24 protein-coding genes are annotated in these 23852 nt (G+C 72.8%); 12 read left to right on the top strand and 12 right to left on the bottom strand.

Features of this window, described 5'->3' with window-relative positions; translation table 11 throughout:
- Positions 1-15: 15 nt before the first annotated feature.
- The 3 genes from AOM01_RS03315 to AOM01_RS03305 all read right to left on the bottom strand — a co-directional run bounded on the left by AOM01_RS03315 (position 16) and on the right by AOM01_RS03305 (position 2564).
- The gene (locus tag AOM01_RS03315) at positions 16-1230 is read right to left on the bottom strand and encodes an MFS transporter (RefSeq protein ID WP_062288957.1); all 1215 of its coding nucleotides are present in this window, start codon (positions 1228-1230) and stop codon (positions 16-18) included.
- Positions 1230-1901, bottom strand: a complete 672-nt coding sequence (locus AOM01_RS03310; protein WP_062288954.1) for a metal-dependent transcriptional regulator — start codon at positions 1899-1901, stop codon at positions 1230-1232. The genes AOM01_RS03315 and AOM01_RS03310 overlap by 1 nt, the downstream gene beginning before the upstream one ends.
- A gap of 63 nt (positions 1902-1964) precedes the next feature.
- Entirely contained in the window at positions 1965-2564 is a 600-nt protein-coding gene (locus tag AOM01_RS03305) for a copper resistance CopC family protein (RefSeq protein WP_062288951.1), read from the bottom strand.
- Between the two features lie 106 nt (positions 2565-2670).
- Between AOM01_RS03305 and AOM01_RS03300 the strand changes: the two genes are divergently transcribed.
- The 3 genes from AOM01_RS03300 to AOM01_RS03290 are packed head-to-tail and all read left to right on the top strand — an operon-like array spanning position 2671 to position 5671.
- Complete coding sequence (locus AOM01_RS03300; protein WP_062288948.1) at positions 2671-3792, top strand: glycosyltransferase family 4 protein; 1122 nt, start codon at positions 2671-2673, stop codon at positions 3790-3792.
- Entirely contained in the window at positions 3789-4913 is a 1125-nt protein-coding gene (locus tag AOM01_RS03295; RefSeq protein ID WP_062288945.1) for a glycosyltransferase, read from the top strand. Before AOM01_RS03300 ends, AOM01_RS03295 begins: the two co-directional genes overlap by 4 nt.
- Positions 4910-5671: an SGNH/GDSL hydrolase family protein gene (locus tag AOM01_RS03290; protein ID WP_062288943.1), complete on the top strand. Its 762-nt coding sequence runs from the start codon at positions 4910-4912 to the stop codon at positions 5669-5671. The genes AOM01_RS03295 and AOM01_RS03290 overlap by 4 nt, the downstream gene beginning before the upstream one ends.
- Positions 5672-5689: 18 nt before the next feature.
- Here AOM01_RS03290 and AOM01_RS03285 read toward each other — a convergent pair whose 3' ends face one another.
- The 3 genes from AOM01_RS03285 to AOM01_RS03275 all read right to left on the bottom strand — a co-directional run bounded on the left by AOM01_RS03285 (position 5690) and on the right by AOM01_RS03275 (position 7729).
- A complete protein-coding gene (locus tag AOM01_RS03285) occupies positions 5690-6262 on the bottom strand; it encodes a hypothetical protein (protein WP_156155808.1) in 573 nt (190 codons plus the stop codon).
- Between the two features lie 185 nt (positions 6263-6447).
- Entirely contained in the window at positions 6448-7029 is a 582-nt protein-coding gene (locus AOM01_RS03280) for a hypothetical protein (RefSeq protein WP_062288937.1), read from the bottom strand.
- A 118-nt stretch (positions 7030-7147) separates the two neighbouring features.
- Positions 7148-7729, bottom strand: coding sequence for a TetR family transcriptional regulator (locus AOM01_RS03275; protein ID WP_062288934.1), 582 nt, complete (start codon positions 7727-7729; stop codon positions 7148-7150).
- Between the two features lie 94 nt (positions 7730-7823).
- Between AOM01_RS03275 and AOM01_RS03270 the strand changes: the two genes are divergently transcribed.
- Both AOM01_RS03270 and AOM01_RS03265 read left to right on the top strand, forming a co-directional pair.
- On the top strand, positions 7824-10061 hold the full coding sequence (locus AOM01_RS03270; protein WP_062288932.1) for a glycoside hydrolase family 3 N-terminal domain-containing protein: 2238 nt from the start codon (positions 7824-7826) through the stop codon (positions 10059-10061).
- A 4-nt stretch (positions 10062-10065) separates the two neighbouring features.
- The gene (locus tag AOM01_RS03265) at positions 10066-11301 is read left to right on the top strand and encodes an MFS transporter (protein WP_062288928.1); all 1236 of its coding nucleotides are present in this window, start codon (positions 10066-10068) and stop codon (positions 11299-11301) included.
- A gap of 20 nt (positions 11302-11321) precedes the next feature.
- Here the strand turns inward: AOM01_RS03265 and AOM01_RS03260 are convergent, their stop codons facing one another.
- Positions 11322-11957 carry an MBL fold metallo-hydrolase gene (locus AOM01_RS03260; RefSeq protein ID WP_062288926.1) on the bottom strand — a complete coding sequence of 212 codons (636 nt, stop codon included), beginning with the start codon at positions 11955-11957 and terminating at the stop codon, positions 11322-11324.
- 191 nt (positions 11958-12148) lie between these two features.
- Between AOM01_RS03260 and AOM01_RS03255 the strand changes: the two genes are divergently transcribed.
- From AOM01_RS03255 to AOM01_RS03230, 6 genes are read left to right on the top strand one after another with little or no spacing between them, the layout of a single operon-like run.
- Complete coding sequence (locus AOM01_RS03255; protein WP_062288923.1) at positions 12149-13336, top strand: LLM class flavin-dependent oxidoreductase; 1188 nt, start codon at positions 12149-12151, stop codon at positions 13334-13336.
- Positions 13337-13344: 8 nt separating this feature from the next.
- On the top strand, positions 13345-13857 hold the full coding sequence (locus AOM01_RS03250; protein ID WP_082109943.1) for a MarR family winged helix-turn-helix transcriptional regulator: 513 nt from the start codon (positions 13345-13347) through the stop codon (positions 13855-13857).
- On the top strand, positions 13854-14558 hold the full coding sequence (locus AOM01_RS03245; protein ID WP_062288917.1) for a CE1759 family FMN reductase: 705 nt from the start codon (positions 13854-13856) through the stop codon (positions 14556-14558). The genes AOM01_RS03250 and AOM01_RS03245 overlap by 4 nt, the downstream gene beginning before the upstream one ends.
- A gap of 39 nt (positions 14559-14597) precedes the next feature.
- Entirely contained in the window at positions 14598-14972 is a 375-nt protein-coding gene (locus AOM01_RS03240; RefSeq protein ID WP_062288914.1) for a SpoIIAA family protein, read from the top strand.
- On the top strand, positions 14969-15271 hold the full coding sequence (locus AOM01_RS03235; RefSeq protein ID WP_082109942.1) for a GNAT family N-acetyltransferase: 303 nt from the start codon (positions 14969-14971) through the stop codon (positions 15269-15271). The genes AOM01_RS03240 and AOM01_RS03235 overlap by 4 nt, the downstream gene beginning before the upstream one ends.
- Positions 15268-16245, top strand: coding sequence for a pirin family protein (locus tag AOM01_RS03230; protein WP_062288909.1), 978 nt, complete (start codon positions 15268-15270; stop codon positions 16243-16245). Before AOM01_RS03235 ends, AOM01_RS03230 begins: the two co-directional genes overlap by 4 nt.
- Here AOM01_RS03230 and AOM01_RS03225 read toward each other — a convergent pair whose 3' ends face one another.
- From AOM01_RS03225 to AOM01_RS03205, 5 genes are read right to left on the bottom strand one after another with little or no spacing between them, the layout of a single operon-like run.
- Complete coding sequence (locus AOM01_RS03225) at positions 16246-17499, bottom strand: glycoside hydrolase family 43 protein (protein ID WP_228374200.1); 1254 nt, start codon at positions 17497-17499, stop codon at positions 16246-16248.
- Positions 17496-19379: a family 43 glycosylhydrolase gene (locus AOM01_RS03220; protein ID WP_062288906.1), complete on the bottom strand. Its 1884-nt coding sequence runs from the start codon at positions 19377-19379 to the stop codon at positions 17496-17498. The genes AOM01_RS03225 and AOM01_RS03220 overlap by 4 nt, the downstream gene beginning before the upstream one ends.
- 46 nt (positions 19380-19425) lie before the next feature.
- Complete coding sequence (locus tag AOM01_RS03215) at positions 19426-20442, bottom strand: glycerate kinase family protein (RefSeq protein ID WP_062288903.1); 1017 nt, start codon at positions 20440-20442, stop codon at positions 19426-19428.
- Positions 20443-20444: 2 nt separating this feature from the next.
- The gene (locus AOM01_RS03210) at positions 20445-21101 is read right to left on the bottom strand and encodes an NADPH-dependent F420 reductase (protein ID WP_062288900.1); all 657 of its coding nucleotides are present in this window, start codon (positions 21099-21101) and stop codon (positions 20445-20447) included.
- A gap of 18 nt (positions 21102-21119) precedes the next feature.
- Positions 21120-22055 carry a hypothetical protein gene (locus tag AOM01_RS03205; RefSeq protein ID WP_062288897.1) on the bottom strand — a complete coding sequence of 312 codons (936 nt, stop codon included), beginning with the start codon at positions 22053-22055 and terminating at the stop codon, positions 21120-21122.
- A 201-nt stretch (positions 22056-22256) separates the two neighbouring features.
- Between AOM01_RS03205 and AOM01_RS03200 the strand changes: the two genes are divergently transcribed.
- Entirely contained in the window at positions 22257-23765 is a 1509-nt protein-coding gene (locus tag AOM01_RS03200) for a DHA2 family efflux MFS transporter permease subunit (protein WP_062288894.1), read from the top strand.
- The last annotated feature ends 87 nt before the right edge of the window (positions 23766-23852 follow it).

Genomic DNA, 23852 nt, shown 5'->3' with positions numbered 1-23852 from the left:
GGAGCCTGGGACCGATCACCGGCGGTAGCCGGGCCCCACGAAGACGAGCACGATCGCGACCAGCGCGAGCGCGAGCGCGACCCACGCGGGCGCGACGTACCCGAGCCCGGCCGCGATGACGACGGCACCCAGACCCGTGCCGACCACGGTCGCGGCGTTGAGGGCGGAGTGCGACAGCGCCGCACCCAGCGAGGGCGACGTATGCGTCGCGTCCATGAGGTGCGCCTGTGCGGCCTGTGAGAACGTCTGGATGAAGACACCGAGCAGCACCAGCGCGACCACCACGGGCCAGCCCGACCCGCCCACCAGACCGAGGAGCAGCAGGGTCGCCGCCACCCCGATGATCCCCACGCGTGACGTGAGCAGCACCGAGCGGTCCGTGAGGCGTCCGCCCACGTACGCACCGGCGGTCATGCCGAGCCCGAACAGCGCGAGCACCAGGGTCACGGTGGATGGCGCGAAGCCGTTGGTGTCCTCCAGCAGCGGCACCATGTACGACTGGACGGCGCCCAGGCCCGCGAAGCCGACCGTGACCGTGAGGATCGCGGTCCACAGCACCCTTCCCCGGAGGGCCGCGAGCTCGGTACGGAAGCCGGCGCCGTGGGTGCCGGGCACCGAGGGCACGAACGCCCACATGAGCGCGAATCCCGCGAGGCCCACGCCTGCCACCACCCAGTACGCGACCCGCCAGCCGGACTGGATCGAGATCCACTGCATCGCGGGCACCCCGACCACGATCGCGGCGGTGAGCCCGTACATGATGGTGGCGAGCACCTGGCCGCGCCTCTCCGCACCGAGCGCGAGGACCCCGACGTACGCGGCGCTGCCCAGCAGCGCGCCATGAGGCAGGCCCGCGAGCAGCCGCGCGACGAACAAGGTCTCCACCGTGGGCGCGAGCGCGGTGAGGGCGGACGTCACGACGAACACCGCGGACATGGCGAGCAGCAGGCGCCGGCGGTTCCACGCCGCGAGGCCGACCATGATGAGCGGCGCCCCCACCACCACGCCGAGCGCGTAGGCGACGATGGTCCAGCCGATCATGTCGACCGAGGCGCCCAGGTCGCTCACCTGGTCCTGGATCACGCCGGAGGCGCCGCCCTGCGACAGGCTGATGCCGAAGCCGGCGACCACGAAGCCGGCGAGCACGAGCGCGGGATGGGGCGCGTGGGCGGTGCGCGGCAGCAGCCAGCGCGGGGTTCCGGCTTCGGAGGTCGGAGGCAGAGCGGTCATCAGGGGCCTTGCGTGACGAGCCACACCGCGGAGGCGGTGGCGGGCGGGACGACGATGTCGGCCGCCTCATCGGTCTCCACACGGATTCCGCCGGACGGATCGGGGCCTAGCACCCGGATCGAGGCGTCCACGGTCAATCCTAGGTCCGCGAGGTCCCGCAGAACTGCAGGGTCGGAGTCCGACAGCCGTGCGACGGTCCAGCGTCCCGTCGCGGCCTCGGCGAGGTTGGTGCCGTCGAGGGTGACGATGCGTCCCGCCGCGGTCGGGATCGGGTCGCCGTGGGGGTCGCGGGTGGGGTGGCCCAGCAGCGTGTCGATCGCGTCGATCATGCGCGGCGAGCAGGCGTGCTCGAGCACCTCCGCCTCGTCGTGGACCTCGTCCCAGCCGTATCCGAGATGCGTGACGAGGAACGTCTCGATCAGCCGGTGGCGACGCACCATCTCGAGCGCGCGCCGTTCCCCCTCCGCGGTGAGCGTGATCGCGCCGTAGGGCCGGTGGTCCAGCAGCCCGGCCGCCACGAGCTTGCGGACGTTCTCCGAGACCGTGGGCGCCGACACGCCGAGGCGCTCCGCGAGACGCTTGGTGGTGACGGGGGCGTCCGACCACTCGGTCGCGCTCCACACGATCTTCACGTAGTCCTGCGCGGTCGCGGTGAGCTGCGGCTCGGTCATCGATTCCTCCCCTGGCGCGCGATCGCGCGACCGTGTCCCCGGACACACGGTAGCGAGCGGGCGTCAGTCCTCGCGGCGGCGCATGCGCAGCGCGATGGTGAGCGCGAGCGCGCCGGCCGCGAGCGCGCCGATGATCGCGTACACCGCGGGGTTGGGCCCGACCTCCTCGTACACGGTCACGTGCGGCGTCGGAGAGCCGGTGGGCAGCGCCGCGGCCGCGTCGCTCGCCGACACGCTGGGCGAGGCGCTCGCGCTCGGCGATGCCGACGGGGACGCGCTCGGGATCCCCTCCACCGGCGCGTAGGTGAACGCGACCGTCCCCTCGATGGGGTGCCCGTCCGCCGACACCACGCGGAAGGCGAGGGTCGTGTCCCCCGGGACCAGCGCATCGTCCGGCACCACGGCGGTGATCGTCTCCGTGACCGGCTCCTCGATCTCGAGCTCCGTGCGCGTGCCGTCGGCCGCCACGATCGCGAGCTCGTTGCCGATGTCGAGCAGCTGCTCCGTGAACTCCAGCGACACCTCGGGAAGCTCCGTCACGGTGGCACCATCCTCGGGGGTCGAGGCCACGAGCGCCGTGTGGGCGGCCGCGGGGGTCGCGGCGAACGCGACGGCGGCGAGCGCCGCGAGGGCGGCAAGGGACCTGGTGAGGATGCGGGGCATGCGTTCATGGTCGCACGCGCGGGTTCACCCAGAAGTCATGCGACCGTCACGCGCCATCAAGCGTGCGGACACCCGTCCGTCGCCCGGGCCTCCCAGACTCGGGGGCGTGAAGGTCGCGCTGGTCGCAGAATCGTTCCTGCCGCACACGAACGGCGTCACGCACTCGCTGCTGCGGGTGCTCGACCACCTCGCCGCCCGCGGCGACGAGGCGGTCGTCATCGCCCCCGAGGCGCCCGGCGCCCCCGATTCCGTCGCGGGGGCCCCCGTCATCCACGTGCCCGCCGTCGGCTGGCCCGGCTACAAGGACGTGCGGGTCGCGCTGTCGACCGTGCGCGGCATCGCCCGCATCCTCGAGGAGGTGCGGCCGGACGTGGTCCACCTCGCCTCGCCGTTCATGCTCGGCTGGGCGGCGGTCCGTGCCGCGCAGGACCTGGGCCTGCCGACGGTCGCGATCTACCAGACCGACGTGCCGTCCTACGCCGCCTCGTACCGGGCGCCGTGGGGCGAGCCGCTGCTGTGGGCTCGCGTGCGCCAGATCCACCGCGCCGCCGACCTCACGCTCGCACCCTCGACCGCGGCGATGCGCCAGCTCGAGGAGCTGGGCGTCGACCGGCTCAGGCTGTGGCCGCGCGGCGTCGACACGGTCAGGTTCAACCCCGCGCATCGGGACGATGCGCTGCGGGCCAGGTGGGCGCCGCGCGGTGAGGTGGTGGTCGGGTACGTGGGCCGGCTGGCGCCGGAGAAGCGGGTGGGCGATCTCGAGCGGCTGGCGCGGATCCCCGGGCTGCGGCTCGTGGTGATCGGCGAGGGGCCCGAGGGGTCCCGGCTGCGGCGGTTGCTGCCCGACGCGGAGTTCGCGGGCTTCCTGGGCGGCGGCGAGCTCGCGCGGGCGGTCGCGAGCCTCGACGTGATGGTGCACCCCGGCGAGCTCGAGACGTTCGGGCAGTCCATCCAGGAGGCGCTCGCATCGGGGGTTCCGGTCGTGGCGCCGCGGCGCGGCGGGCCCATCGACCTCATCGACCACGGCTCCCACGGCTTCCTGTACGAGCCCGGGCGCCTCGACCACCTCGAGGACGCCGTCGCCGCGCTGGTCGCGCACGAGGACATGCGCTGGCTGCAGGGCGCGCACGCGCGCGTCTCGGTCGAGGGTCGCACCTGGCCCCACGTCTGCGGCGCCCTGATCGATCACTACGAGCGTGCGATCGCCGCACGGGCGGTGGCGTCATGAGGATCGCCCAGGTCGCGAACTTCTACGGGCCGCGCTCCGGCGGCCTGCGCACCGCGCTGCATGCGCTCGGGCGCGGCTACGTCGAGCACGGTGACGACGTGCTGCTGGTGGTGCCCGGCGACGGCGACGGCGAGAGGCTCGCCCCGCACGGCCGCGTGCTGACGCTGCACAGCCCGCCCGTGCCGGGGTCGGGCGGCTACCGCGTCATCACCCGGTTCGCCGCGGTCACCGACGCGCTGGAGCGGTTCGCGCCCGACGTCATCGAGGTGTCCGACCGCACCACCCTCGCGGGCCTGGGACCCTGGTCTCGCGAGCGCGGCATCCCGGCCGCCTTCATCGCGCACGAGCGCGTCGACGGCGTCCTCGCCTCGACGTTGCCCCCGGCCGCCGCCCGCATGGTCGAGGGGCTCGCGCGCGCCCACGCCACGTGGATCGCCCGTCGCTTCGACACGATCGTCGCGACCACCGAGTACGCGGGCGCGGAGCTCGCCGCCGTCGGTGCTTCAGTGACCACGGTGCCGCTGGGGGTCGACCTGCACCGGTTCCACCCGCGACACGCGGACGCGGCCGTACGTCGCCGCCACGCCCCCGACGACGTCCCGCTGGTGGTGATGGCCTCGCGCCTGTCGCGGGAGAAGCGCCCCGGCCTCGCGATCGAGGCGGTGAGAGAGCTGGCGACGCGCGGCCGCGACGTGCGCCTGGTGGTCGCCGGGTCGGGACCGCTCTCGCGTCCGCTGCGCCGCGCCGCCGCCGGGCTCCCGGTCGAGCTTCTCGGCTTCGTGTCGGATCGCGACGCGTTCGCCTCGCTGCTCGCGTCCGCGGACGTCGCGATCGCGCCGGGTCCCATCGAGACGTTCGGGCTGGCGGCGCTCGAGGCCCTCGCCTCGGGCACGCCCGTGGTGGTGAACGCCGCATCCGCGCTGCCGGAGGTCCTGGGAGGCGCGGGTGTCGCGGCGGCGGGCGATCCAGGCGCCTTCGCCGACGCGATCGAGGCGGTGCTCGCCCGCGACGGGCGGGCGCGGCGTCTCGAGGCCCGGGGGCGGGCGGTGCAGTTCCCCTGGTCCGCGTCGGTCGCGGGCATGAGGGCCGTCCACGAGCGCTCGCTGACCGGCGCGCGATGACCGGGCCCCGCGTGGTCGCGCTCGGCGACTCGATCACGCTCGGGGTGGGCGACGGCGTGCAGCGCGCGTGGGGTCACGTGGGCTGGGCGGCGCACGCGGCGGCGGGGCTCGGCGCATCGTCCTTCCTCAACCTCGCCGCGAACGGCGTGCGGGCACGCGAGATGCTGCAACGCCAGGTGGGCGCGGCGGTGGCGGCGCGGCCCGACGTGGTGCTCCTCACCGTCGGCGGGAACGACGTGCTCCGCGGCGACTTCTCGCCCGCGGATGTGGAGGACGCGCTCGGGTCTGCCGTGGGCCGGCTCACGCGCCCCGGCCGTGCGATCGTCACGGTGTCGCTCGACCGCATCGGGCTGTTCGACCTCGCACCACGGCGCGTCGCGGAGGCGATGGCTCGGCGGATCGGCGAGGCGAACGCCGCGATCGCGCGGGCCGTCGCCGACACCGACGTGATCGTGATCGACGGGGCGACGCTGCTGAGCTCCCTCGGGCGTCGTGCCTGGCACATCGATCGCATCCATCCGTCGCCGCAGGGCCATCGCGCCCTCGCGGGCGCGGCCGTCGAGGTGCTCGGGGCTCGCTGGCCGCGTCGTTCCGCGATCCCCGCCCCTCCCCCGCCTCCCAGCGCGGCGGCGGTCGCCGCGTGGCTCGCGGTCAACGGGGTGCCGTGGGCGCTCAAGCGCAGCCGCGACCTCATCCCTCAGGTGACCATGGTGGTCGCGCGGGAGCTGCGGGACGAGCGTCGCTCCGCGCGGGCCTGACCCGCGCGGAGCGTCTCGTCAGACCAGCCAGCTCTTCTCGCCCACGAGCCCTCGCCACCATCGGCCCAGGCCGATCGACTGGTGCTCGAGCTCGACCCACACGATGCCGAGCGCGGCGAGCGCGTAGATGATGTGCTCGTCCAGGAACGGGTTGGTGGACGGCCACATCTGCGTCATGTACATCATGAGCAGCATCGCGGTGGCCGCCCAGGCGCCCACCTTGGTGCCGATTCCGAGCATCAGCGCGAGACCCACGCCCAGGAGGCCCAGCATGAACGGCCAGTCGGTCCATCGCTGACCGCCCAGGTCCACGAAGAAGTCGTGGAACGGGCTGTTGACGTTGCCGCCGTAGACCAGGTAGCCCTCGGTCACGTGGCCCCCGCTGACCCAGGCGTTGTCGCACATCGTGTCGATGGTGAAGGACCCGTCCTCCGCCGTGGTGCGACACGTCGAGTAGCCGAACCCGACAAGCTTGTCGAGGAAGGCCCAGAGGAAGTAGAAGCCGAGCGCGATGCGGGTCACGCTCAGCATGACCCAGCCGAACGTGCTGCGACTCGACTGGCTTGCGGTGGTCGGTTCGGTGCTGCTCATCATTGCCTCCCGAGGATGCGATGCGTTGCGGTCCGAGGCACGGTGCCCCCACGGACGCCGTTGTCCGCGTCACCCACGCTACGCCGATTCGGCCATCACCGCTGGAAGCGGAGCAAAAGACCCGTGTCGCGCGCGCACGGGAACGGGGCCCCGCGCGACGCGCGGGGCCCCGTGAGAACTGCCGGCTAGACCAGCCAGGTGTTCTTCTTGACGAGCTCGAGGCTCCTCCACCACTTGCCGAGACCGAACGACTGGTGCGAGAGCTCGACGTACACGATGCCGATGGCGGCGAACGCGTAGATGAGGTGCTCGTCCAGGATGGGGTTGGTGGTCGGCCACATCTGCGTCATGTACATGAAGACCAGCATGGCGGTGGCGGACCAGGCGCCCACCTTGGTGCCGATGCCCAGCATGAGGGCGAGGCCCACGCCGAGGAGGCCGAGCATGAAGATCACGTCGGTCCAGCGCTGCGAGCCGAGGTTCACGAAGAAGTCGTGGAACGGGCTGGAGGCGTTGCCGCCGTAGACCAGGTAGCCCTCGGTGACGTGGCCGCCGTTGATCCAGGCGCTGTCGCAGAACCGGTCGATGGAGACGGTGCCGTCCTCGAGGACGCTGCGGCAGGTCTGGACACCCAGGCCGAGCAGCTTGTCGATGAACGCCCACAGGAAGTAGAAGCCCAGCGCGATGCGCGTGACGCTCAGCATGCTCCAGCCGAGCTTGCTGCGGGTGGCGGTCGCGCTCTCGGCGACCTGCGAGTTGACTGCCATTGTCATTCTCCTTTGTCGCGGGCCTCGTGAGCCCTTGCGCCGGGGATAGCGCCTGCTCAGAACGCTAGGGGCGACGCGGAGCCGTTCTCAGGGACCTGGGTCCCGATTTCATGAGAAGTCATGCAAATTGCGCCGCGAGGTGAGCCTCGAGGGTCTCGGCCATGTCGACGGCGGGATCCAGGAGCCACTGGATCTGGAGGCCGTCCATCAGCGCGACCAGCTGGGCGGCGGCGAGCGAGGGGACGATGCGCGGGGCCAGCTCTCCCGCCTCCGCCGCCTCGCGGTAGGCGCGGGTGACGTCGTGTCGCAGCGACGCGTATCGGGCGGCGAAGTACGCGTGCGCGGGATGGTCGGGGGCCGTCGCCTCGCCCGACAGGGTGGCGTAGAGCTCGACCACGCCGCGCCTACCGGCGTTGCGTCGCGCCGTCTCCACGAGGTGGTCGAGAAGCGCACGGCCGCGGAGCTCGTCGTAGCCGGCGGCGGTGCCCTCGGAGTCGTCGCGGCGCGTCAGCACCGCCATGAGCAGGTCGGCCTTGGTGGGGAAGTGGTAGAGCAGCGCAGGATGGGTCAGGCCGCACCGCGTCGCGATGTCACGCACCGAGGTGCCGCGGAAGCCGGACTCCGCGAACGCCGCGAGCGCCGTGTCAAGGATGAGCGTGCGCGTCTCCGCGCCCCGCTCCGACAGCTCGCGATCGCGCATGAACCCTCCCGCTTGCAACGTTTCGACCTCGATCTTACCATGTGGTAGAAATCTCATCTCAGGGTTCGCCCACCGCCGCGCGAAAGGAACCGCCGTGACCGCCGCCTACCTCGACTCCTCCCTCCCCACCCCCGCCCGTGTCGCGGACCTCATCTCGCGCATGACGCTGCCGGAGAAGGTGGGTCAGATGTTGCAGATGCACACGTACGCGGGCGTGCCTCACCTGATCGAGGAGATGCACGTCGGCTCGATCCTCCACGCCTCGCCCGAGCGGCTCGAGCAGGCGCACGCGCTGGTCGAGGAGACCCGACTGCGGATCCCGCTGCTCATCGGCGAGGACTGCATCCACGGCCACTCGTTCTTCGAGGGCGCGGAGATCTTCCCCACCCAGCTGGGCATGGCCGCGACGTTCAGCCCCGAGCTGCTCGAGCGCGTCGCCCGCGCGACCGCCGTCGAGGTGAGCGCCACCGGCATCCACTGGACCTTCTCCCCCGTGCTGTGCATCGCGCGCGACCTGCGCTGGGGGCGCGTGTCCGAGACGTTCGGCGAGGACCCGTACCTGCTGGGCGAGTTCGGCGCCGCGATGGTTCGCGGCTACCAGGGCGACGGGCTGGCGGACCGCACGGCGATCCTCGCCACCGCCAAGCACTTCGCCGGCTACTCGGAGACCCAGGGCGGGCGCGACGCGTCGGAGGCCGACATCTCCCGTCGCAAGCTCCGTTCCTGGTACCTGCCGCCCTTCGAGCGGATGGCGCGCGCGGGCTGCGCGACGTTCATGCTCGGGTACCAGTCCACGGACGGCGTCCCGATCACGGTGAACGAGTGGCTGCTGAACGACGTGCTGCGCGGAGAGTGGGGCTACACCGGCACGCTCATCACGGACTGGGACAACGTGGGCAACCTGGTCCGCGAGCAGCGCCTGTACCCCGACTACGCGCAGGCATCGGCCGCCGCCGTGAACGCGGGCAACGACATGATCATGACCACCCCCGCGTTCTTCCAGGGCGCGCAGGACGCGGTCGCGCAGGGACTCCTCGAGGAGTCCCGCATCGATGAGGCCGTGGCGCGCATCCTCACCCTGAAGTTCGACCTGGGCCTGTTCGAGGACCGCCGCCCCGCCGACCGCGAGCGCCAGCTCGCCGTGATCGCCCAGCCCGCGCATCGTGCCCTCAACCTCGAGGTGGCCCGCCGCTCGCTGGTGCTGCTCGAGAACGACGGCACCCTCCCGCTGCAGGCCGACCGCCCGCTCCGCCTCGCGGTGGTGGGCCCCAACGCCGACGACGCCGACTGGACGCTCGGCGACTGGGCCGGCGCGTCCGGACAGGCGGACTGGCTGATGGACGGCCACCCGCGCGACATGATCACCACCGTGCTCGACGGTCTGCGCGCGCTCGCACCCGAGGGCTCGGAGGTGACCCACGCCACGGGCGCGGAGATCATCACGACCGGGCCCGACCCCAAGGGCGAGTTCTTCCCCGACGGCCAGCCGCGCCCGCACATCGCGTTCCCCGTGGGACCCGACGCAGGCATGATCGCGGAGGCCGTCGCGGCCGCGCAGGGGGCCGATGCCGTGGTCGCCGTGCTCGGCGACCGCATCGAGCTCGTGGGCGAGGGCAAGTCGACGGCCACCCTCGAGCTGCTTGGCGGCCAGGTCGCACTCCTCGACGCGCTCGTCGAGACCGGCACCCCTGTCGTCCTGGTGGTGCTCGCGTCGAAGCCGCACGTGCTCCCCGCGTCCGCGGACCGCGCCGCCGCGGTGATCTGGGCCGCGAACCCCGGCATGGCGGGCGGCACCGCGGTCGCCGAGCTGATCCTCGGCGCGATCGAGCCGTCCGGCCGCCTGCCGATCTCCTGGCCGCGCCACGTGGGCCAGCAGCCCACGTTCTACAACCAGATCGACGCGCAGCACGGCTACCGGTACGCGGACCTCACGCAGGAGCCGCGCTGGGTGTTCGGCGACGGGCTGTCGTTCTCGAGCGTGTCGTACGCGGACCTGACCCTCGCCTCGTCCTCCCTCGGGCTGGGCGACGCCATCGAGGCCACCGTCACCGTCACCAACACCGGCGACCGGCCCGTCCTCGAGACGGTCCAGGCCTACGTGCGCGACGTCAACACCTCGGCGACGTGGGCGGACCGCGAGCTCAAGGGGTTCGCTCAGGTCGCGCTCGAGCCGGGCGCCTCGGCGTCCGTGACCATCGCCATCCCGGTCGCGGAGTGCAGCATCGTGAACGCGCGCGGCGAGCGCGTGGTCGAGCCCGGCGACTTCCAGGTGCTCGTGGGTCCCACCTCCCGCCTCGCGGACCTTCTCGTCGCCGACCTCTCGGTAGCGTGATCCCGTGACAGTCCCCGCCCCCGGCCGCGCGCGGGTCGCCCCGCACCTGCGGCGTGCCCGCGTGGGCGTCGCCATGATCTTCTTCACCAACGGCATCGTCCTGGGCGGCTTCGCGCCGCGCGTGCCGGAGATCCGCGATCAGCTCGGCGTGTCGTACGGCCAGCTCGGCGTGGCGATGGCGATGTGGCCCGTCGGCGCGCTCGCGCTCGGCCTGCTCGCCGCCGCCGCGATCCGCCGCTTCCGGTCCTCACGGGTCGCGACGGTCACGATGGTCGCGTCCGCCGCGGCGATGCTCGTCGCGGGCATGGCTCAGAGCGTGTGGGTGTTCGGCGCCGTGCTGTTCCTAGTCGGCGTGACGGACGCGTGGGTCGACGTCGCGCAGAACGCGCACGGCCTCCGCGTGCAGCGCCTGTACAAGCGCTCGATCCTCAACAGCTTCCACGCGCTGTGGTCCATCGGCGCCGTCGCGGGCGGCCTCCTGGGCGGCCTCGCGGCCGGTCTCGGGATCGGGGTGCCGTGGCAGTTCGCCGTCACCCTCGCGATCGTGATCGCCGCCAACGCGATCGCCTACCCCATGCTGCTCAAGGGACCGGAGCCTCAGCACGCGGGCGAGGAGGGCTCCGACGAATCCACGATCCCCCACCTCCAGCACCTCCCGCTGCGCCACGTGCCGCTGCGGACCTGGGGCCTCCTCGGGGCGCTCACCCTCATCGCGATGGCGGGCGGCTGGGCCGAGGACGCCGCATCGACCTGGTCCGCGAGCTACATGCGCGACGAGCTCTCCGCCGGCGCGACGCTCGCCGCCCTCGCGTTCGTGTCGCTCCAAGGCCTCCAGTTCGTCGGACGCATCGTCGGCGACGGCATGGTCGACCGCTGGGGTCAGCGCTCCGTCGCCCGGTGGGGCGGCGTCCTGGTGGCGGTCGGCATGGGGCTCGCGCTCGCCTTCCCGACCCCATGGGGCACCATCGCGGGCTTCGGCGCGGCGGGCTTCGGCATCGCGACCTTGATCCCCGGCGCGATGCACGCCGCCGACGAGCTGCCCGGGCTCCGCGCGGGCACCGGCCTCACCATCCTGTCCTGGCTGCTGCGCGTCGCGTTCCTGGTGTCACCCCCGCTGGTGGGCTGGATCGCCGACCAGTCGAGCCTGCGGGTCGGCCTCGCCCTGGTGCCCGTGTTCGGCGTGCTCGTGGTGCTGCTCGCGGGCGCGATGGCGCCGCGCAAGGAGCCTCGCCACACCTAGGCGCCTAGGCGCCGGCACGCCTACAGCTCGACCGCCTCCCCAGGGGCGAGCGCCTCGAGCGGCACCCCCGCGAGCTGACCCATGAGGCGGGCCGCGAGCGCCAGCCCGACCTCGGATGCGTGTGCCTCGTGGATGGCGATCGCTCGCGCGGGACGCAGCGCGCGCACCAGCTCGACAGCTGCGTCGAGGTGGAACCACGGCCCGCTCACGGGCGTGAGGAGCAGCTCGACGTCAGCCGCGGGCGGCTCGAGCGAGTCGCCCGGGTGGTAGACGCGCCCGTCGATCAGGTAACCGACGTTGACTGCGCGGGGCACGTCGGGGTGGATCACGGCGTGGAGCCCGCCGTGGACGGCGACCGTGATCGAGCCCACGGCGAACGTGTCGCCCGGCGCGACCGGTGTCACCCGCGCCCCCAGCGCGGACCACTGCTCGACCACGGCCGCGGGACCGTACAGGCGCAGCGCGGGACGCGCCTCCAGCGCCGCGCCGAGCGCCTCCGCGTCGACGTGGTCGGCGTGCTCGTGGGTGATCAGCACCGCGTCCGCGCGCGCCAGCAGCGTGGCGGGGTCCGGCGTGTACACGCCCGGGTCGATCAGGATCGCATCGCTGTCTGATCCGACCGAGACGCAGGCGTGTCCGTGCAGGGTGAGACGCATCCCCCCAGTTCACCACGGGCACCACCGGGCCCGCGATAGCCGCCCAAGGTCCCGGTCGAGATCGCCAGCCTGGCGATGGAATAGATCGAGGGCCCTCGCGTTAGTTACATGCGTACGCATATAATTGGCGGCAAGGCCCGGGACACTCGTCCCGGGACACCGGCGGCCAGAGCCCCACAGGGAGGCACACCATGCAGTTCGGCATCATGTCCGTCTCGGACATCACCCGCGACCCCGTCAGCGGCCACACGCCCTCCGAGGCGGAGCGCATCAAGAACATCGTGAGGATCGCCGTCCACGCCGAGGAGGTGGGCCTCGACGTCTTCGCGATCGGCGAGCACCACAACCCGCCGTTCTTCAGCTCCTCCCCCACGACGCTGCTGTCCCACATCGGCGCCCTCACGGAGAAGCTCACCGTGACCACGAGCACCACGCTCATCACCACCAACGACCCGGTGCGGCTCGCCGAGGAGTACGCGATGCTCCAGCACCTCACGCAGGGTCGCATGGACCTCATGCTCGGTCGCGGCAACACCGCGCCCGTCTACCCGTGGTTCGGCCAGGACATCCGCCAGGGCCTACCGCTCGCGCTCGAGAACTACAACCTGCTCCACCGGCTGTGGCGCGAGGACGTGGTCGATTGGGAGGGCCAGTTCCGCACCCCGCTGCAGGGCTTCACCTCGACGCCCCGCCCCCTCGACGACGTCCCGCCGTTCGTGTGGCACGGCTCGATCCGCACCCCCGAGATCGCCGAGCAGGCCGCGTTCTACGGCAACGGCTACTTCGCGAACAACATCTTCTGGCCCAAGGAGCACTACAAGCGGCTCATCACGTTCTACCGCCAGCGCTTCGAGCACTACGGCCACGGCACCCGCAAGCAGGCGATCGTGGGACTCGGCGGCCAGGCCTTCATCGCGAAGAACAGCCAGGACGCGCACGACCAGTTCCGCCCGTACTTCAACGAGGCCCCCGTCTACGGCCATGGCCCGACCATGGAGGACTTCGAGGAGATGACGCCCCTGTCGGTCGGCAGCCCGCAGGAGGTCATCGACAAGACCCTCACGTTCCGCGAGGCGTTCGGCGACTACCAGCGCCAGCTGTTCCTGGTCGACCACGCGGGCCTGCCCGTCGACACCGTCCTCAAGCAGCTCGACCTGCTGGGCGAGCACGTGGTGCCCGTCCTGCGCGCGGAGCTCGAGGCGAGGCGCGACCCCGAGGCGCCGGCGAACCCGCCGTCGCACGCGGACCTCATCAAGGCCAAGTACGGCGACCAGACGCCGCGCCAGCCGCGCCCCAACGCCAACCGCGGCGACAACGTCACCGGCGGCTCGCCGTACCAGGACTCCGAGACCTCGGTCGAGTCCTACCCGACCCTTTAGGAGGGACGATGCGCCCGTCACCTGCCGTACCGCCCGCACCCCAGGCATCGTCCCGGGGTGCGGCGAGGGGCCGCACGCGCCTCGCGAACAACGCGTGGGAGGCGGCCTTCACCGCCCACTCGACGTTGATGAAGCAGTTCGCGGCGGACGACGTGTGGGCCGGGCTGTCGATGCGCGAGTACGACGTCCTCTACACCCTGTCCAAGAGCGGTGTCCCGCAGCGGCTGGGCGACCTGAGCGGCCACGTGCTGCTCAGCCAGCCCGGCCTCTCGCGGCTGGTCGACCGCCTGGTCGAGCGCGGGCTGGTCGCGCGATGCGTCGACCCCACGGACGCGCGCGCCGCCAACCTCACGCTCACCGACGAGGGTCGCGCCCTCCAGCGCCGCATCGGCCGCGCGCATGGCGCGTCCGTCGCCGCCGCGATGACGGCCCGCCTGACCGACGAGGAGCTCGCGCTCCTCGAAGCCCTCTCCCTCAAGCTCGTCTCCGATCCCGACTCCCTCCCCGAGGAGCACCCATGACCGACTTCCGCCTCGTCGTCGTCAGCGCCGGCGTGTCCGATCCCTCGTCCACCCGCCTGCTCGCCGACCGCGCCACCCAGCGCGTCACCGCCCTCGCCCGCGAGCGCGGGCACGCCGTCACCGTCACCACCGTCGACCTGCGCGAGCTCCTCCAGGAGCTGCCCGCGGCGCTGTCGAGCCAGCTCCTCGGCCCGCGCGTCACGCGCGCCGTCGACGCGCTGGTCGCCGCCGACGCGATCGTGGCCGCGGCCCCCGTCTACAAAGCCGGCGCGTCGGGCCTGTTCACCAGCTTCTTCCAGGTGCTCGACAACGACCTGCTGATCGGCAAGCCCGTCATCCTGGCGGCGACGGCCGGCACCGCGCGCCACGCGCTCGTGGTCGACGAGGAGATGCGCGCCCTGTTCGCCTACCTCCGCGCCCTCCCGGTGCCCACGAGCCTGTTCGCCTCCACCGAGGACTGGACGGACACGTCGCTCGGCACCCGCATCGACCGTGCCGCGCGCGAGCTGGTCCTCCTCATGGAGTCCGGCTTCGCACGAGCCGTGAGGGACGATGCCTGGGGCGCCTACCAGCACACGTACGGCTCCGCAGGGGGCACCGAGCTCGACATCGAGCTCGACTCCGACATGATGCGTCTCGCCACGGGCGGGTCGCTGCGGCCGAGCGCCGACGAGGACCCGTTCGACCCTCGCAACGGCTGATCGCTGGCGCGGCCGCGGCGCGCGGGACAGGATGAGGGCATGCCGCTTCACTCGATCTCCGACCTTCCGGCCGACACCCTCGGGTTTCGCGCCACCGGGCTCGTGAGCGCGGAGGACTACCGCGCCGTGCTCGACCCTGCGATCGCCCACGCGGTCGACGCGGGGCGCCCCGTCAATCTCGTCTACGTGCTGGGCGACGACTTCGACCGCTACTCCCTGGGCGCGATCTGGGAGGACGTCCGGCTCGAGGCGATCCCCCATGGCGCGTGGGGCCGCCTGGCGCTCGTCACCGATCACGAGGTGCTGGGCGAGGCGGTCCACCTCCTGTCCTTCATGTTCCCCGGGCAGCTGCGGATCTTCCGCGGCCGCGACGAGGGCGCCGCGATCGCGTGGGTGAGCGGCGGGGAGGCGTGAGCGCCGATCCGGCGATCGCGGTCACGCGCGTCGAGGAGGCCGGACGGTACGAGCTCGCCGTCGACGGGGTCCTCGCGGGGATCTCGGAGTTCCGGCTGCGGTCGGGGCGGATCGTGTTCACCCACACCGAGGTCGCGGAGGCCTTCGAGGGCCGCGGGCTGGGCACGGTGCTCGCACGCGAGGCCCTCGCCGACGCGGTCGCGCGCGGCGAGACCATCGTGCCGCTGTGCCCGTTCATCGCCGACTATCTGCGCCGCACGGACGTGCCGGGCTCCCGGGTGGAGTGGCCCGCCGCATGACCCGGCACGACGCGGGCCCGGCCACGGAGACGCTCTGCCCCGGCGCGGGTGCGCGTCCGGGTCCGGTCGCGACCGTCCTCGAGGCGCGCGACGTGCCGCTGGGTGGACTGCGCGCCATGACGGTGCGTCGCTCGCTTCCGCAGCGCAGGCTCACCACCATCGGGGCGTGGTGCTTCCTCGACCGGTTCGGCCCGCAGGACGCGGTGATGCGCGTCGAGCCGCACCCGCACATGGGTCTGCAGACGGTGACGTGGCCGCTCGCGGGCGAGATTCGCCATCGCGACTCGCTCGGTTCCGACGTGGTGCTGCGACCCGGCGCGCTCAATCTCATGACCGCGGGGCACGGCGTCGCGCACTCCGAGTACTCGGTGGGCGACTCCCCGATCCCGCTCGACGCGCTCCAGCTGTGGGTCGCGCTGCCCGAGGAGGCACGCCACGGCGCGGCCGGCTTCGAGTCGCACGCCACGCTGCCCACGGTGCCGCTCGGCGACCGGGCGACCGCGACCGTCATCCTCGGCGAGCTCGCGGGCGTCGTCTCGCCCGCGACCGCGTACACGCCCATCGTGGGAGCCCAGCTCACCCTCGAGCCGGGCGCGCGGGCGACGCTGCCGCTCGACCGGGCGTGGGAGCACGGCCTGGTGCCCGTGGCTGGCGACCTCGGGGTCGCGGATGGCGCGGGCACCCTCCCCACACCGCCCGAGGGCGGCATCCTCTACCTGGGCACCGACCGCGACGCGGTCACGCTGACCTCCGACGCCGGCGCCACCGTGGTGCTCCTGGGCGGCGAGCCCTTCCCCGACGACCTCGTCATGTGGTGGAACTTCATCGCGCGCGACCACGACGAGATCGTCGCCGCGTGGCACGCCTGGAACGGCGACGACGGCCGGTTCGGCACGGTCCCCGGCCACGATGCCATGCGCATCCCCGCGCCGCCGATGCCCGAGGTGCGCCTCAAGCCCCGACGGCGCGGCTGATCAGCGCGGCGCGACCCGTGCGGTCACGCGCAGCGCCGTCGCGCTGAACGGCACCTTGCCGGGCGCGTCCCACGCGGTCGAGCCGTCCTGGCCCTCCCATGCGTTGAGGTTCGCCCCGAGCGTCCCGCGCAGCGTGCCCACGGCCGTGCAGTCCTCGGCGACCTCCCAGGTCACGGGGAACGATGCGGTGCCCCCGCCGCGCAGCGTCGCCTCCACGGCGCGGGGCAGGTCGGCGACCTCGCCCAGGTCTGCGACCACCGGTGCCTGCGCGTCCGCGGCGACCAGCGCATCGTGCCGCGACCGCGTGAGCCCCAGGACGCCGCCGTGCTTGGTCGACGCGCGCAGCGAGAAGCGCTCGCTCGCGAGCGGCGCCCACGGGGTCTCCGCGTCGAGGTTGGTGGAGACCATCGGGCGGTAGCCCACCGACGGGATGACGTCGACGTAGAGATACCAGCGGTCCTCGCCATGGGCCTTGAACATCGTGGGCCCCTCGACGCCGTGGCCGGCGGCGTAGCCCTGCCCGATCCGGGTCTGGACCTCGCGCCAGGAGGCCTCGGGCACCCACCAGCGCTCGGCGTCCGTGACCTCCATGAACAGACCGCGCCCGCTCGGGCCGTTGGATTTGGTGACGCGGTAGGTGCGGCCGGCGTGACGGATCATCGTGGTGTCGATGGTGTCCTCGCCCTGGTCGAGCAGCACGCCGCCGTACCGGAACGTGTCCTGCGTGAAGTCGGTGGTGGTGCCCCACAGGATCACCTGGTGGTCGCCGACGGTGGAGGTCCAGTACACGACGAAGGCGCCGCTCCCGTCGCCGTGGAGGTCCTCGACGAAGGTGGTCTCGGCGGCCCACATCATGCCCATCTCGGGGGCGCCCGCCGTCGGCTCGCCGTCGGGTCCAAGCGCGACGTCGAGCTGCCGCAGCGGCGACCACGCGACGAGGTCGCGCGACTCCCACACGTTCATGCGCGTCGAGTAGCCGCGTGACCACGCGCCCCAACCGGCCTGGTCCCCGCCGAACACCCTCAGGTCGGTCGCGAGGATGTAGTACGTGCCGGTCTGCGGGTTCACCGTGAGGTGCGGGTCGCGCGCGCCGGTGGTCCCGAGGTGGGAGGCCAGCACGGGCTCGCCGCCGTTGAGGGGGATCCAGCGCTCGGGGTCGTCGCCGTCGGACAGGTCGAGGTAGATCTTCTCGGCGTAGCCGTCCGGGTCCTCGAGGAAGTGGACCATGAGGTAGCCGTACGGCTGGTCCGTCATGCGACGACCACCCTCACCGTCACGTCGCGCAGCGCGGGCAGCAGCTCCTCCTCGGTCTCCATGTCGAGCACGGGCATGCCGTCGGATGCGAAGTGGACCCGGCGCACGAACATGTCGCGGCCGGTGAGCCCCTTGTGGTCGGTGCGCGCGTGGAACACGTACAGGAGGTTCCCGTCCTCGTCCTCCGACCACATGCCGTGGCCGGTGCCCAGCTGCATCTCGCCGTTGAACGGGCCCGACTTCTGGATGGGGTGGGTCAGCCGGGTCCAGGCCGCAGGGTCGGTGAGGTCGACGCCCTCGCCGGCGGCCGCGGTCGCGAGGCCCGTGGTGTAGCTGTCACCCACCGTCGAGCCGGAGTACAAGAGGTACAGGCGGCCGTCGCGGGCGAGCACATTCGGGCCCTCGGCGATGAGGTTGTCCCACGCGAACTCCGGCGCGATGATCCGCACGGGCTCGGAGGTCAGGCGCGTGGGGTCGGCGGGGTCCATGGTCGCGATGAACACGGACCCGAGCATCTGCCAGGCGTAGTAATGCGTGCCGGAGTCCTCGAGGTACGTCATGTCGAGCGAGATGCCCTGAATGCCGTTGAGCGCGGAGCCGTCCGCGCGCACCACGTGGCGCGCGGCGGTCCAGTGCTCCGGGACGGTCGGGTCGAGGTGGTTCCCGTGCTCGTCCTTGCGGAGCTGGACGATGCTCGCGCGGCCCGACCACATGTCCGTGGGCTCGCCGTAGGACGGCATGAAGAGGATCGACAGCGTGCCGTCGATGAGGTGGATCTCGGGCGCCCAGAAGCAGCCCGTCATGGGGTTGCCGTCGGCGTCGAGCGAGCCGTGGACCAGCAGGTCGACCTCGGTGACGCGGCCGGCCTCGAGAGCCTCGTCGGAGAGGTCCTCGATGCGGTCGGCCATCCTGATCGGCATCCCGACGGGCTCCCCGGAGTTGCTCACCGGATCCATGTGGAGGTCCTTGGTGGCGATCATGAGGAACGTCTGGGTGCCGTTGAAGTCGAACCGGTAGACGCTCGGGTCCGCGCGCTCGTCGGCGAACGGAGTCGGGTAGACCGTCTGGCGCACGCGGCCGGCGACCTCGTGGGTGCCGGGAACCGACGTGTCGACGGCGGCGATCGCATCCGCGTCCCACGCGATCGCGAGCGAGCCGGCGGAGCCATCGCTGTAGTCGAGCGTCAGGCGCGCGGGCAGGTCTCCCGCGCCGAGGGCCCCGCCTACCGCCACCTCGACCGCCGGCAGCGGGCGCGCGCCCGTGTTGACGATGGGCCCGAACCGCACCTCGAGACCCCGCGCCACCTCCGCCGGGACGGACAGGGGGGCGCCGTGCTCGAGACCCGCGACCGCGCCCTCCTCGACGGGCCCCACCGTGGCCGCGTCCGCGAGGTCGGCGACGCTCGTGCGGCGCTCGACCCCCGCATCGTCCACCCAGGACAGCAGGTAGGCGCCGTCGGCCTCGTCGTACCGGGCGGCGGGACGATGCACGCCGTCCGTCACGCCGAGGTCGAGGAGCCCGATCTCGGTGTAGGCGAGCATGTCGGGTGACGTCGCGACGAGCACGCTCGAGCGCTCGGTGCCGTCGGGCGCGCCGCCGCGCGCGACGCGCGTCGCCACCACCCCGAACCCACCGTCTGCCAGGCGGAACAGGTGGGGGTCGACCAGCGACCGCAGGATCTCCTCGGAGGTTCCGGACGCGGCGGGCGTCTCGGCGACGCGCGCGAAGAAGACCCCGTAGTCGTCGAACAGCGGCACGAACCCGTCCGGGCCCTCGAGCGCGAGGTGCATGCTCAGCGCGACGTCCTCGTTGTTCGCCTCCGCGGCCGTGGTGGGCGTGCGGTGATAGGCGCGGACACGGCGCTCCAGCGGGTCGGTCACGTGCGCTCTCCTTCGAGTCGAGGGGTGGACTCGCAATTTACATCGTTTACCCCGCCGGGACAAAGGCGCGTGGTCCCCGCTCCTCCCACGCGCGTGCCGCCGCCGCGCCGGCCTCCTCGAGCCACCGCGACGGCTGCCCCATCGCCGCCTCGCGCGAGCCCGCGAGCGAGGTCAGCGAGACCGACCACACCCCCGGATCCTCCGCGACCTCGCCCGCGATCACCGCGACGCGCGGGAAGCTCGCGAGCGCATGCCCGGCCACCTTGCCCAGGCGCGACTGCGCGTCGAAGCGGCCCTCGCCGGTGATCACCAGGTCGGCGTCACCACCAGCGGCCGCGAGCCCGGTGAGGCGCGCCACCTCGGGCGCCCCCTCGACCAGCGTCGCGCCCCACGCGAGCAGCGCATAGCCCACGCCGCCCGCCGCGCCCGCGCCGGGGACCGTCGGATCCGCCCCGAGGCGCGCCGCGACCTGCTCGAGCCGCGCCTCGAGCGCGACCACCTCGAGCGGCGTCGCCCCCTTCTGCGGTCCGAACACCGCCGCGGCACCGTCGGGGCCCAGCAGCGGTGCGCGCACGTCGCACAGCACCGCGACGCCGCGCGCGGGCGGGCGCCGGTCGCCGAGCGCCTCCAGCACCGGCAGCCCGCCGTCCGTCGATGCCGACCCACCCAGCGCCACCACCAGGCGCGTCGCGCCCGCGTCGAGCGCGTGCGCCATCACCTCGCCCAGGCCGCGCGACGTGGCGCGCAGCGCGTCGGGCGTGGGCATGAGGTGCATCCCCGCGACCACCGCGAGCTCGCACAGCGCGGTCCCGTCGCCCAGGTCGAGCCACACGCCTGCCACGGGGTGGCCCGCGGGACCGGTCACGGGGCCCGCGCTCCGCAGCTCCGCGCCGGCGACGGCGGCGAGGACCCCGGGGAGCGTGCCCTCGCCGCCGTCCGCCTGGGGGATCTCGGCCACGGCATCGTGCGGCCGCACGGACCGCCAGCCGCGCGCGATGTCCGCCGCCGCTCGCTCGGCGGGCCAGGTGCCCTTGAACGTGTCGGGCGCGACCACGACGCGCATCGTCAGACGTCCCCGCGCGCCCGCGCGACCACCCGCCCGCGCTGCGAGCGCGGGAACCGGCCGAGCATCTCCCGCAGCTCCGCGGCAGTCGCGTCCGATCCGAAGATCTCGGTCGGCGGCTCGAACGCCACCCCCGCCGCGAGCGGGCCCGCGTCGACGGGGTCGAAGCCGATCGCGTCCACCAGCACGGCGACGGTGGCCCTGTCCCCCGCATGGTCGCCGGCGATCGCGATCCCACGCCGGCCGGGGTCGCCCGCCGGGCGCCCCAGGTTCTCGAGCTCCCACGCGCTGGCATGCCCGAAGGCCTTCACCACGCGCGCGCCCTCGAGGAAGGCCGCCACCGTCTCGGAGGTGGACGTGGTCGGGTCGTCGAGGTCGGGACGTGCGCCGTCGAGCTCCCACCAGTAGTTCATCGCGTCGACCACCAGTCGCCCCCGCAGCCGCTCGCGCGGCAGGCTCCGGTAGCGGCCCAGGGGGATCGCGAGCAGGACCACGTCGGCGGCGCACGCCGCCGCCGGGTCGTCGGTGGACGATGCGGCGGTCACCTCGAACCCGGCGTCGCGGCACAGGCGCGCGAGGGCCGCGCCGATGCGGCCGGTCCCCAGGATCCCCACCGACCGAGGCGGCGTTCCCGGCTGCCCGGCGCGTGCATCGTCCATGGGTCGGACGCTACCGCGTCAGAGCCGGCAGACCTCGATCACCCCGTACACGCCGTCCTCGGAGACGAAGACGGATGCGTCCTCGACCGGCAACCCCGCCGCCGCGAGGAGCGGAGCGATCTGGTCGACGCGGAGCGTGGGACCCACGGGCCAGCCGATCTCCGCGCAGCACTCGCACGACGGGCGGTCCGCGAGCATCACCGAGAACACCAGCGATCCACCGGGCCGGACCAGGGAGAACGCATCGGAGATCGCGTCGGGCGCGTGGGCGAGTTCGAGACCTGCGAGCATGCCCAGCCCTTCGACCAGGTCCTGCGACTCGGGCTCGACGAGGCCCGTGAGCCCGCTCGATGGTGCGTCCGCGGCGACGAACGCGTGCGCCGCCGGGTCGATCCCATGCGCGAGCGCCACCCGGCGGCTCACATCGAGCGAATCCGCGCAGGTGTCGACGAAGGTGGTCGCGAGCGAGACGTTCGCCTCGCCGGCCGCGACCATCGCGCCCGCCATCGGGTACGCGGGTCCGCACGTGAGCGACGTCCAGCGGACGGTGCGACCCACGTCGACCGCCGCACGGACGGCCAGCCACTGCAGCACGCGGGCCCGCACCCGGAGCGCACGCGCGTCGATCGCGACCGTGAGGTAGTGGCGCGTGGGCGCGTCGAGCGTCGCGCCGGCGAACAGGTCGGACTCCGCGGCGCTCGACAGGCGCGGCTCGCCCGGAACGTAGATGTTGGGAAGCGCCGCCGGCGTCCCGAGCCGGGCCTGCCACTCCGCGAACGCGGGTGACGAGACCGGCGAAGGATGCTCGGCAGGACTCGGCGGCGACGAGTCGTCGGACTCGTCCCCGACAGCAAGCCGCAGAACCCTCAGCCCCGACGGATCGAGCGCGGCTCCCACTACCCGCACGTCGCGCGCGATGAAGCGCCGTGCGGCCCCCTCAGCCGTGTGCACCATCAGAACCTCCGCATCCTCCGCCGGCCGGCGGTCCCCCCAGGACGCTTCGTCGGCGGGGTGCACCGCCGACTTGGCATACCGATGTTATGCATGGAGTTGCATGCCTGGCAATGCCGACTTTCGTGCGCCATCGCGCGGGCGAGGAACCCGTCAGAACTGGGGGCTGACGCGATGTCGGACCCACGGCGCACAATGGAGCCCATGACCGACGACCTCGTGACCCGGGGCGACGCGCGGCCCACGCCCGTCCCCCACCCCTCACCCAGCACCCCCCTCGACCCCGAGACCGCGCGCCGCAACACCGTGGTGATCTGGGTGCTGATCGTCGGCGCTTTCGTGGTGATCCTCAACGAGACGGTCATGGGCGTCGCGCTGCCGCACCTCATGGAGGACCTCGACATCAGCGCGGTCGCGGCGCAGTGGCTCACCACTGCGTTCCTGCTCACCATGTCCGTGGTGATCCCCACCACCGGCTTCATGCTGCAGCGGTTCCGCACGCGACCCATCTTCATCGCGGCGATGACGCTCTTCACCGCCGGCACGCTCATCGCAGCGCTCGCGCCGGGCTTCGAGGTGCTGCTGGTCGGCCGGGTGGTCCAGGCGGGCGGCACCGCGATCATGCTGCCGCTGCTCATGACCACGGTGATGCAGCTGGAGCCGCCCGCCACGCGCGGGCGCCGCATGGGATCGATCTCGGTGGTGATCGCGGTGGCTCCCGCGATCGGACCCACCATCTCCGGGCTGATCCTCAGCACGTTCTCGTGGCGCTTCATGTTCGTGTTCGTGCTGCCCATCGCGGCGGCGGTGCTCGCGCTCGGCTGGGCGTTGATGAAGGACGTCACCGAGACGCGCGACGCCCCCATCGACGCGCTGTCGATCGTGCTGTCCGCGCTCGGATTCGGCGGGATCGTGTTCGGGCTCAGCCGGATCGGCGAGGCCAGCGGCGGGGATCTGCCGCTGTCGACCGTGGCCTCGCTGGCCGTCGGCGCGATCGCGATCGCGCTGTTCGTGTGGCGGCAGCTCGTGCTGCAGCGCGTCGACGACGCGCTCCTCGACCTGCGGACCTTCCGCTCCCGGACGTTCTCGGTGTCGATCGCGATGTTCGTCATCATGATGATGTCGCTGTTCGGGATGATCATCCTGCTGCCGATCTTCATGCAGGAGGTCCTGGGTCTCACGGTGCTGCAGAGCGGGCTGCTCCTCCTTCCGGGCGGCGTTCTCATGGGCCTGTGCGCCCGACCTGTCGGGCGCGCGGTCGACCGGTTCGGCCCGCGCCCCCTGCTGATCCCCGGGTCCGCGATCGTCGCCGGGGTGCTGTGGACCCTCGCCACCGTGCTCAGCCCGGACACGCCGTGGCAGGTGCTCCTGGCGTGCCACGTCGCGCTGAGCGCGGGCCTGGCGCTGATGTTCACGCCGCTGTTCACGGCCAGCCTCGGCGCCCTCCCTCGCCACCTCTACTCGCACGGCTCCGCCACGGTGTCGACCATCCAGCAGGTCGCCGCGGCGGCGGGCACCGCGCTGTTCGTGTCGACCATGGCGGCCATCGCGGCCGACCAGATGTCCGGCGGCGCGGACGAGGTGTCCGCGGTCGCGACCGGGATCCGCACCGCCTACCTGATCGCGGCGGCGTTGGCGACCACCTCGATCGCGGCCGCGTTCTTCATCGAGCGGCCCATCGACGCCCCCGAAACCGGCCACGCGATGCACTGAGCGTGGGGTGGCGAGGGGCGCCCGCGTGCTCCCCTCACCACCCGCATGCTCCCCGTCGCCACCTGCGGGCTCGTACGGGGAAACCAG

The organism is Demequina phytophila (genome assembly GCF_000971135.1).
In the GTDB taxonomy this organism is placed as follows: Bacteria; Actinomycetota; Actinomycetes; order Actinomycetales; family Demequinaceae; genus Demequina; species Demequina phytophila.
Note: the sequence above shows the minus strand (reverse complement) of the source record. Positions and strands in the feature narration are given on the sequence as shown.

Coding starts and splice junctions, on each gene's coding strand:
- AOM01_RS03315 (WP_062288957.1), bottom strand. CDS start 1,230: ATGACCGCTCTGCCTCCGACCTCCGAAGCCGGAACCCCGCGCTGGCTG.
- AOM01_RS03290 (WP_062288943.1), top strand. CDS start 4,910: ATGACCGGGCCCCGCGTGGTCGCGCTCGGCGACTCGATCACGCTCGGG.
- AOM01_RS03205 (WP_062288897.1), bottom strand. CDS start 22,055: ATGGTGCACACGGCTGAGGGGGCCGCACGGCGCTTCATCGCGCGCGAC.
- AOM01_RS03245 (WP_062288917.1), top strand. CDS start 13,854: ATGACCGACTTCCGCCTCGTCGTCGTCAGCGCCGGCGTGTCCGATCCC.
- AOM01_RS03200 (WP_062288894.1), top strand. CDS start 22,257: ATGACCGACGACCTCGTGACCCGGGGCGACGCGCGGCCCACGCCCGTC.
- AOM01_RS03255 (WP_062288923.1), top strand. CDS start 12,149: ATGCAGTTCGGCATCATGTCCGTCTCGGACATCACCCGCGACCCCGTC.
- AOM01_RS03275 (WP_062288934.1), bottom strand. CDS start 7,729: ATGCGCGATCGCGAGCTGTCGGAGCGGGGCGCGGAGACGCGCACGCTC.
- AOM01_RS03240 (WP_062288914.1), top strand. CDS start 14,598: ATGCCGCTTCACTCGATCTCCGACCTTCCGGCCGACACCCTCGGGTTT.
- AOM01_RS03230 (WP_062288909.1), top strand. CDS start 15,268: ATGACCCGGCACGACGCGGGCCCGGCCACGGAGACGCTCTGCCCCGGC.
- AOM01_RS03225 (WP_228374200.1), bottom strand. CDS start 17,499: ATGACGGACCAGCCGTACGGCTACCTCATGGTCCACTTCCTCGAGGAC.
- AOM01_RS03280 (WP_062288937.1), bottom strand. CDS start 7,029: ATGGCAGTCAACTCGCAGGTCGCCGAGAGCGCGACCGCCACCCGCAGC.
- AOM01_RS03210 (WP_062288900.1), bottom strand. CDS start 21,101: ATGGACGATGCACGCGCCGGGCAGCCGGGAACGCCGCCTCGGTCGGTG.
- AOM01_RS03215 (WP_062288903.1), bottom strand. CDS start 20,442: ATGCGCGTCGTGGTCGCGCCCGACACGTTCAAGGGCACCTGGCCCGCC.
- AOM01_RS03310 (WP_062288954.1), bottom strand. CDS start 1,901: ATGACCGAGCCGCAGCTCACCGCGACCGCGCAGGACTACGTGAAGATC.
- AOM01_RS03250 (WP_082109943.1), top strand. CDS start 13,345: ATGCGCCCGTCACCTGCCGTACCGCCCGCACCCCAGGCATCGTCCCGG.
- AOM01_RS03305 (WP_062288951.1), bottom strand. CDS start 2,564: ATGCCCCGCATCCTCACCAGGTCCCTTGCCGCCCTCGCGGCGCTCGCC.
- AOM01_RS03295 (WP_062288945.1), top strand. CDS start 3,789: ATGAGGATCGCCCAGGTCGCGAACTTCTACGGGCCGCGCTCCGGCGGC.
- AOM01_RS03285 (WP_156155808.1), bottom strand. CDS start 6,262: ATGAGCAGCACCGAACCGACCACCGCAAGCCAGTCGAGTCGCAGCACG.
- AOM01_RS03260 (WP_062288926.1), bottom strand. CDS start 11,957: ATGCGTCTCACCCTGCACGGACACGCCTGCGTCTCGGTCGGATCAGAC.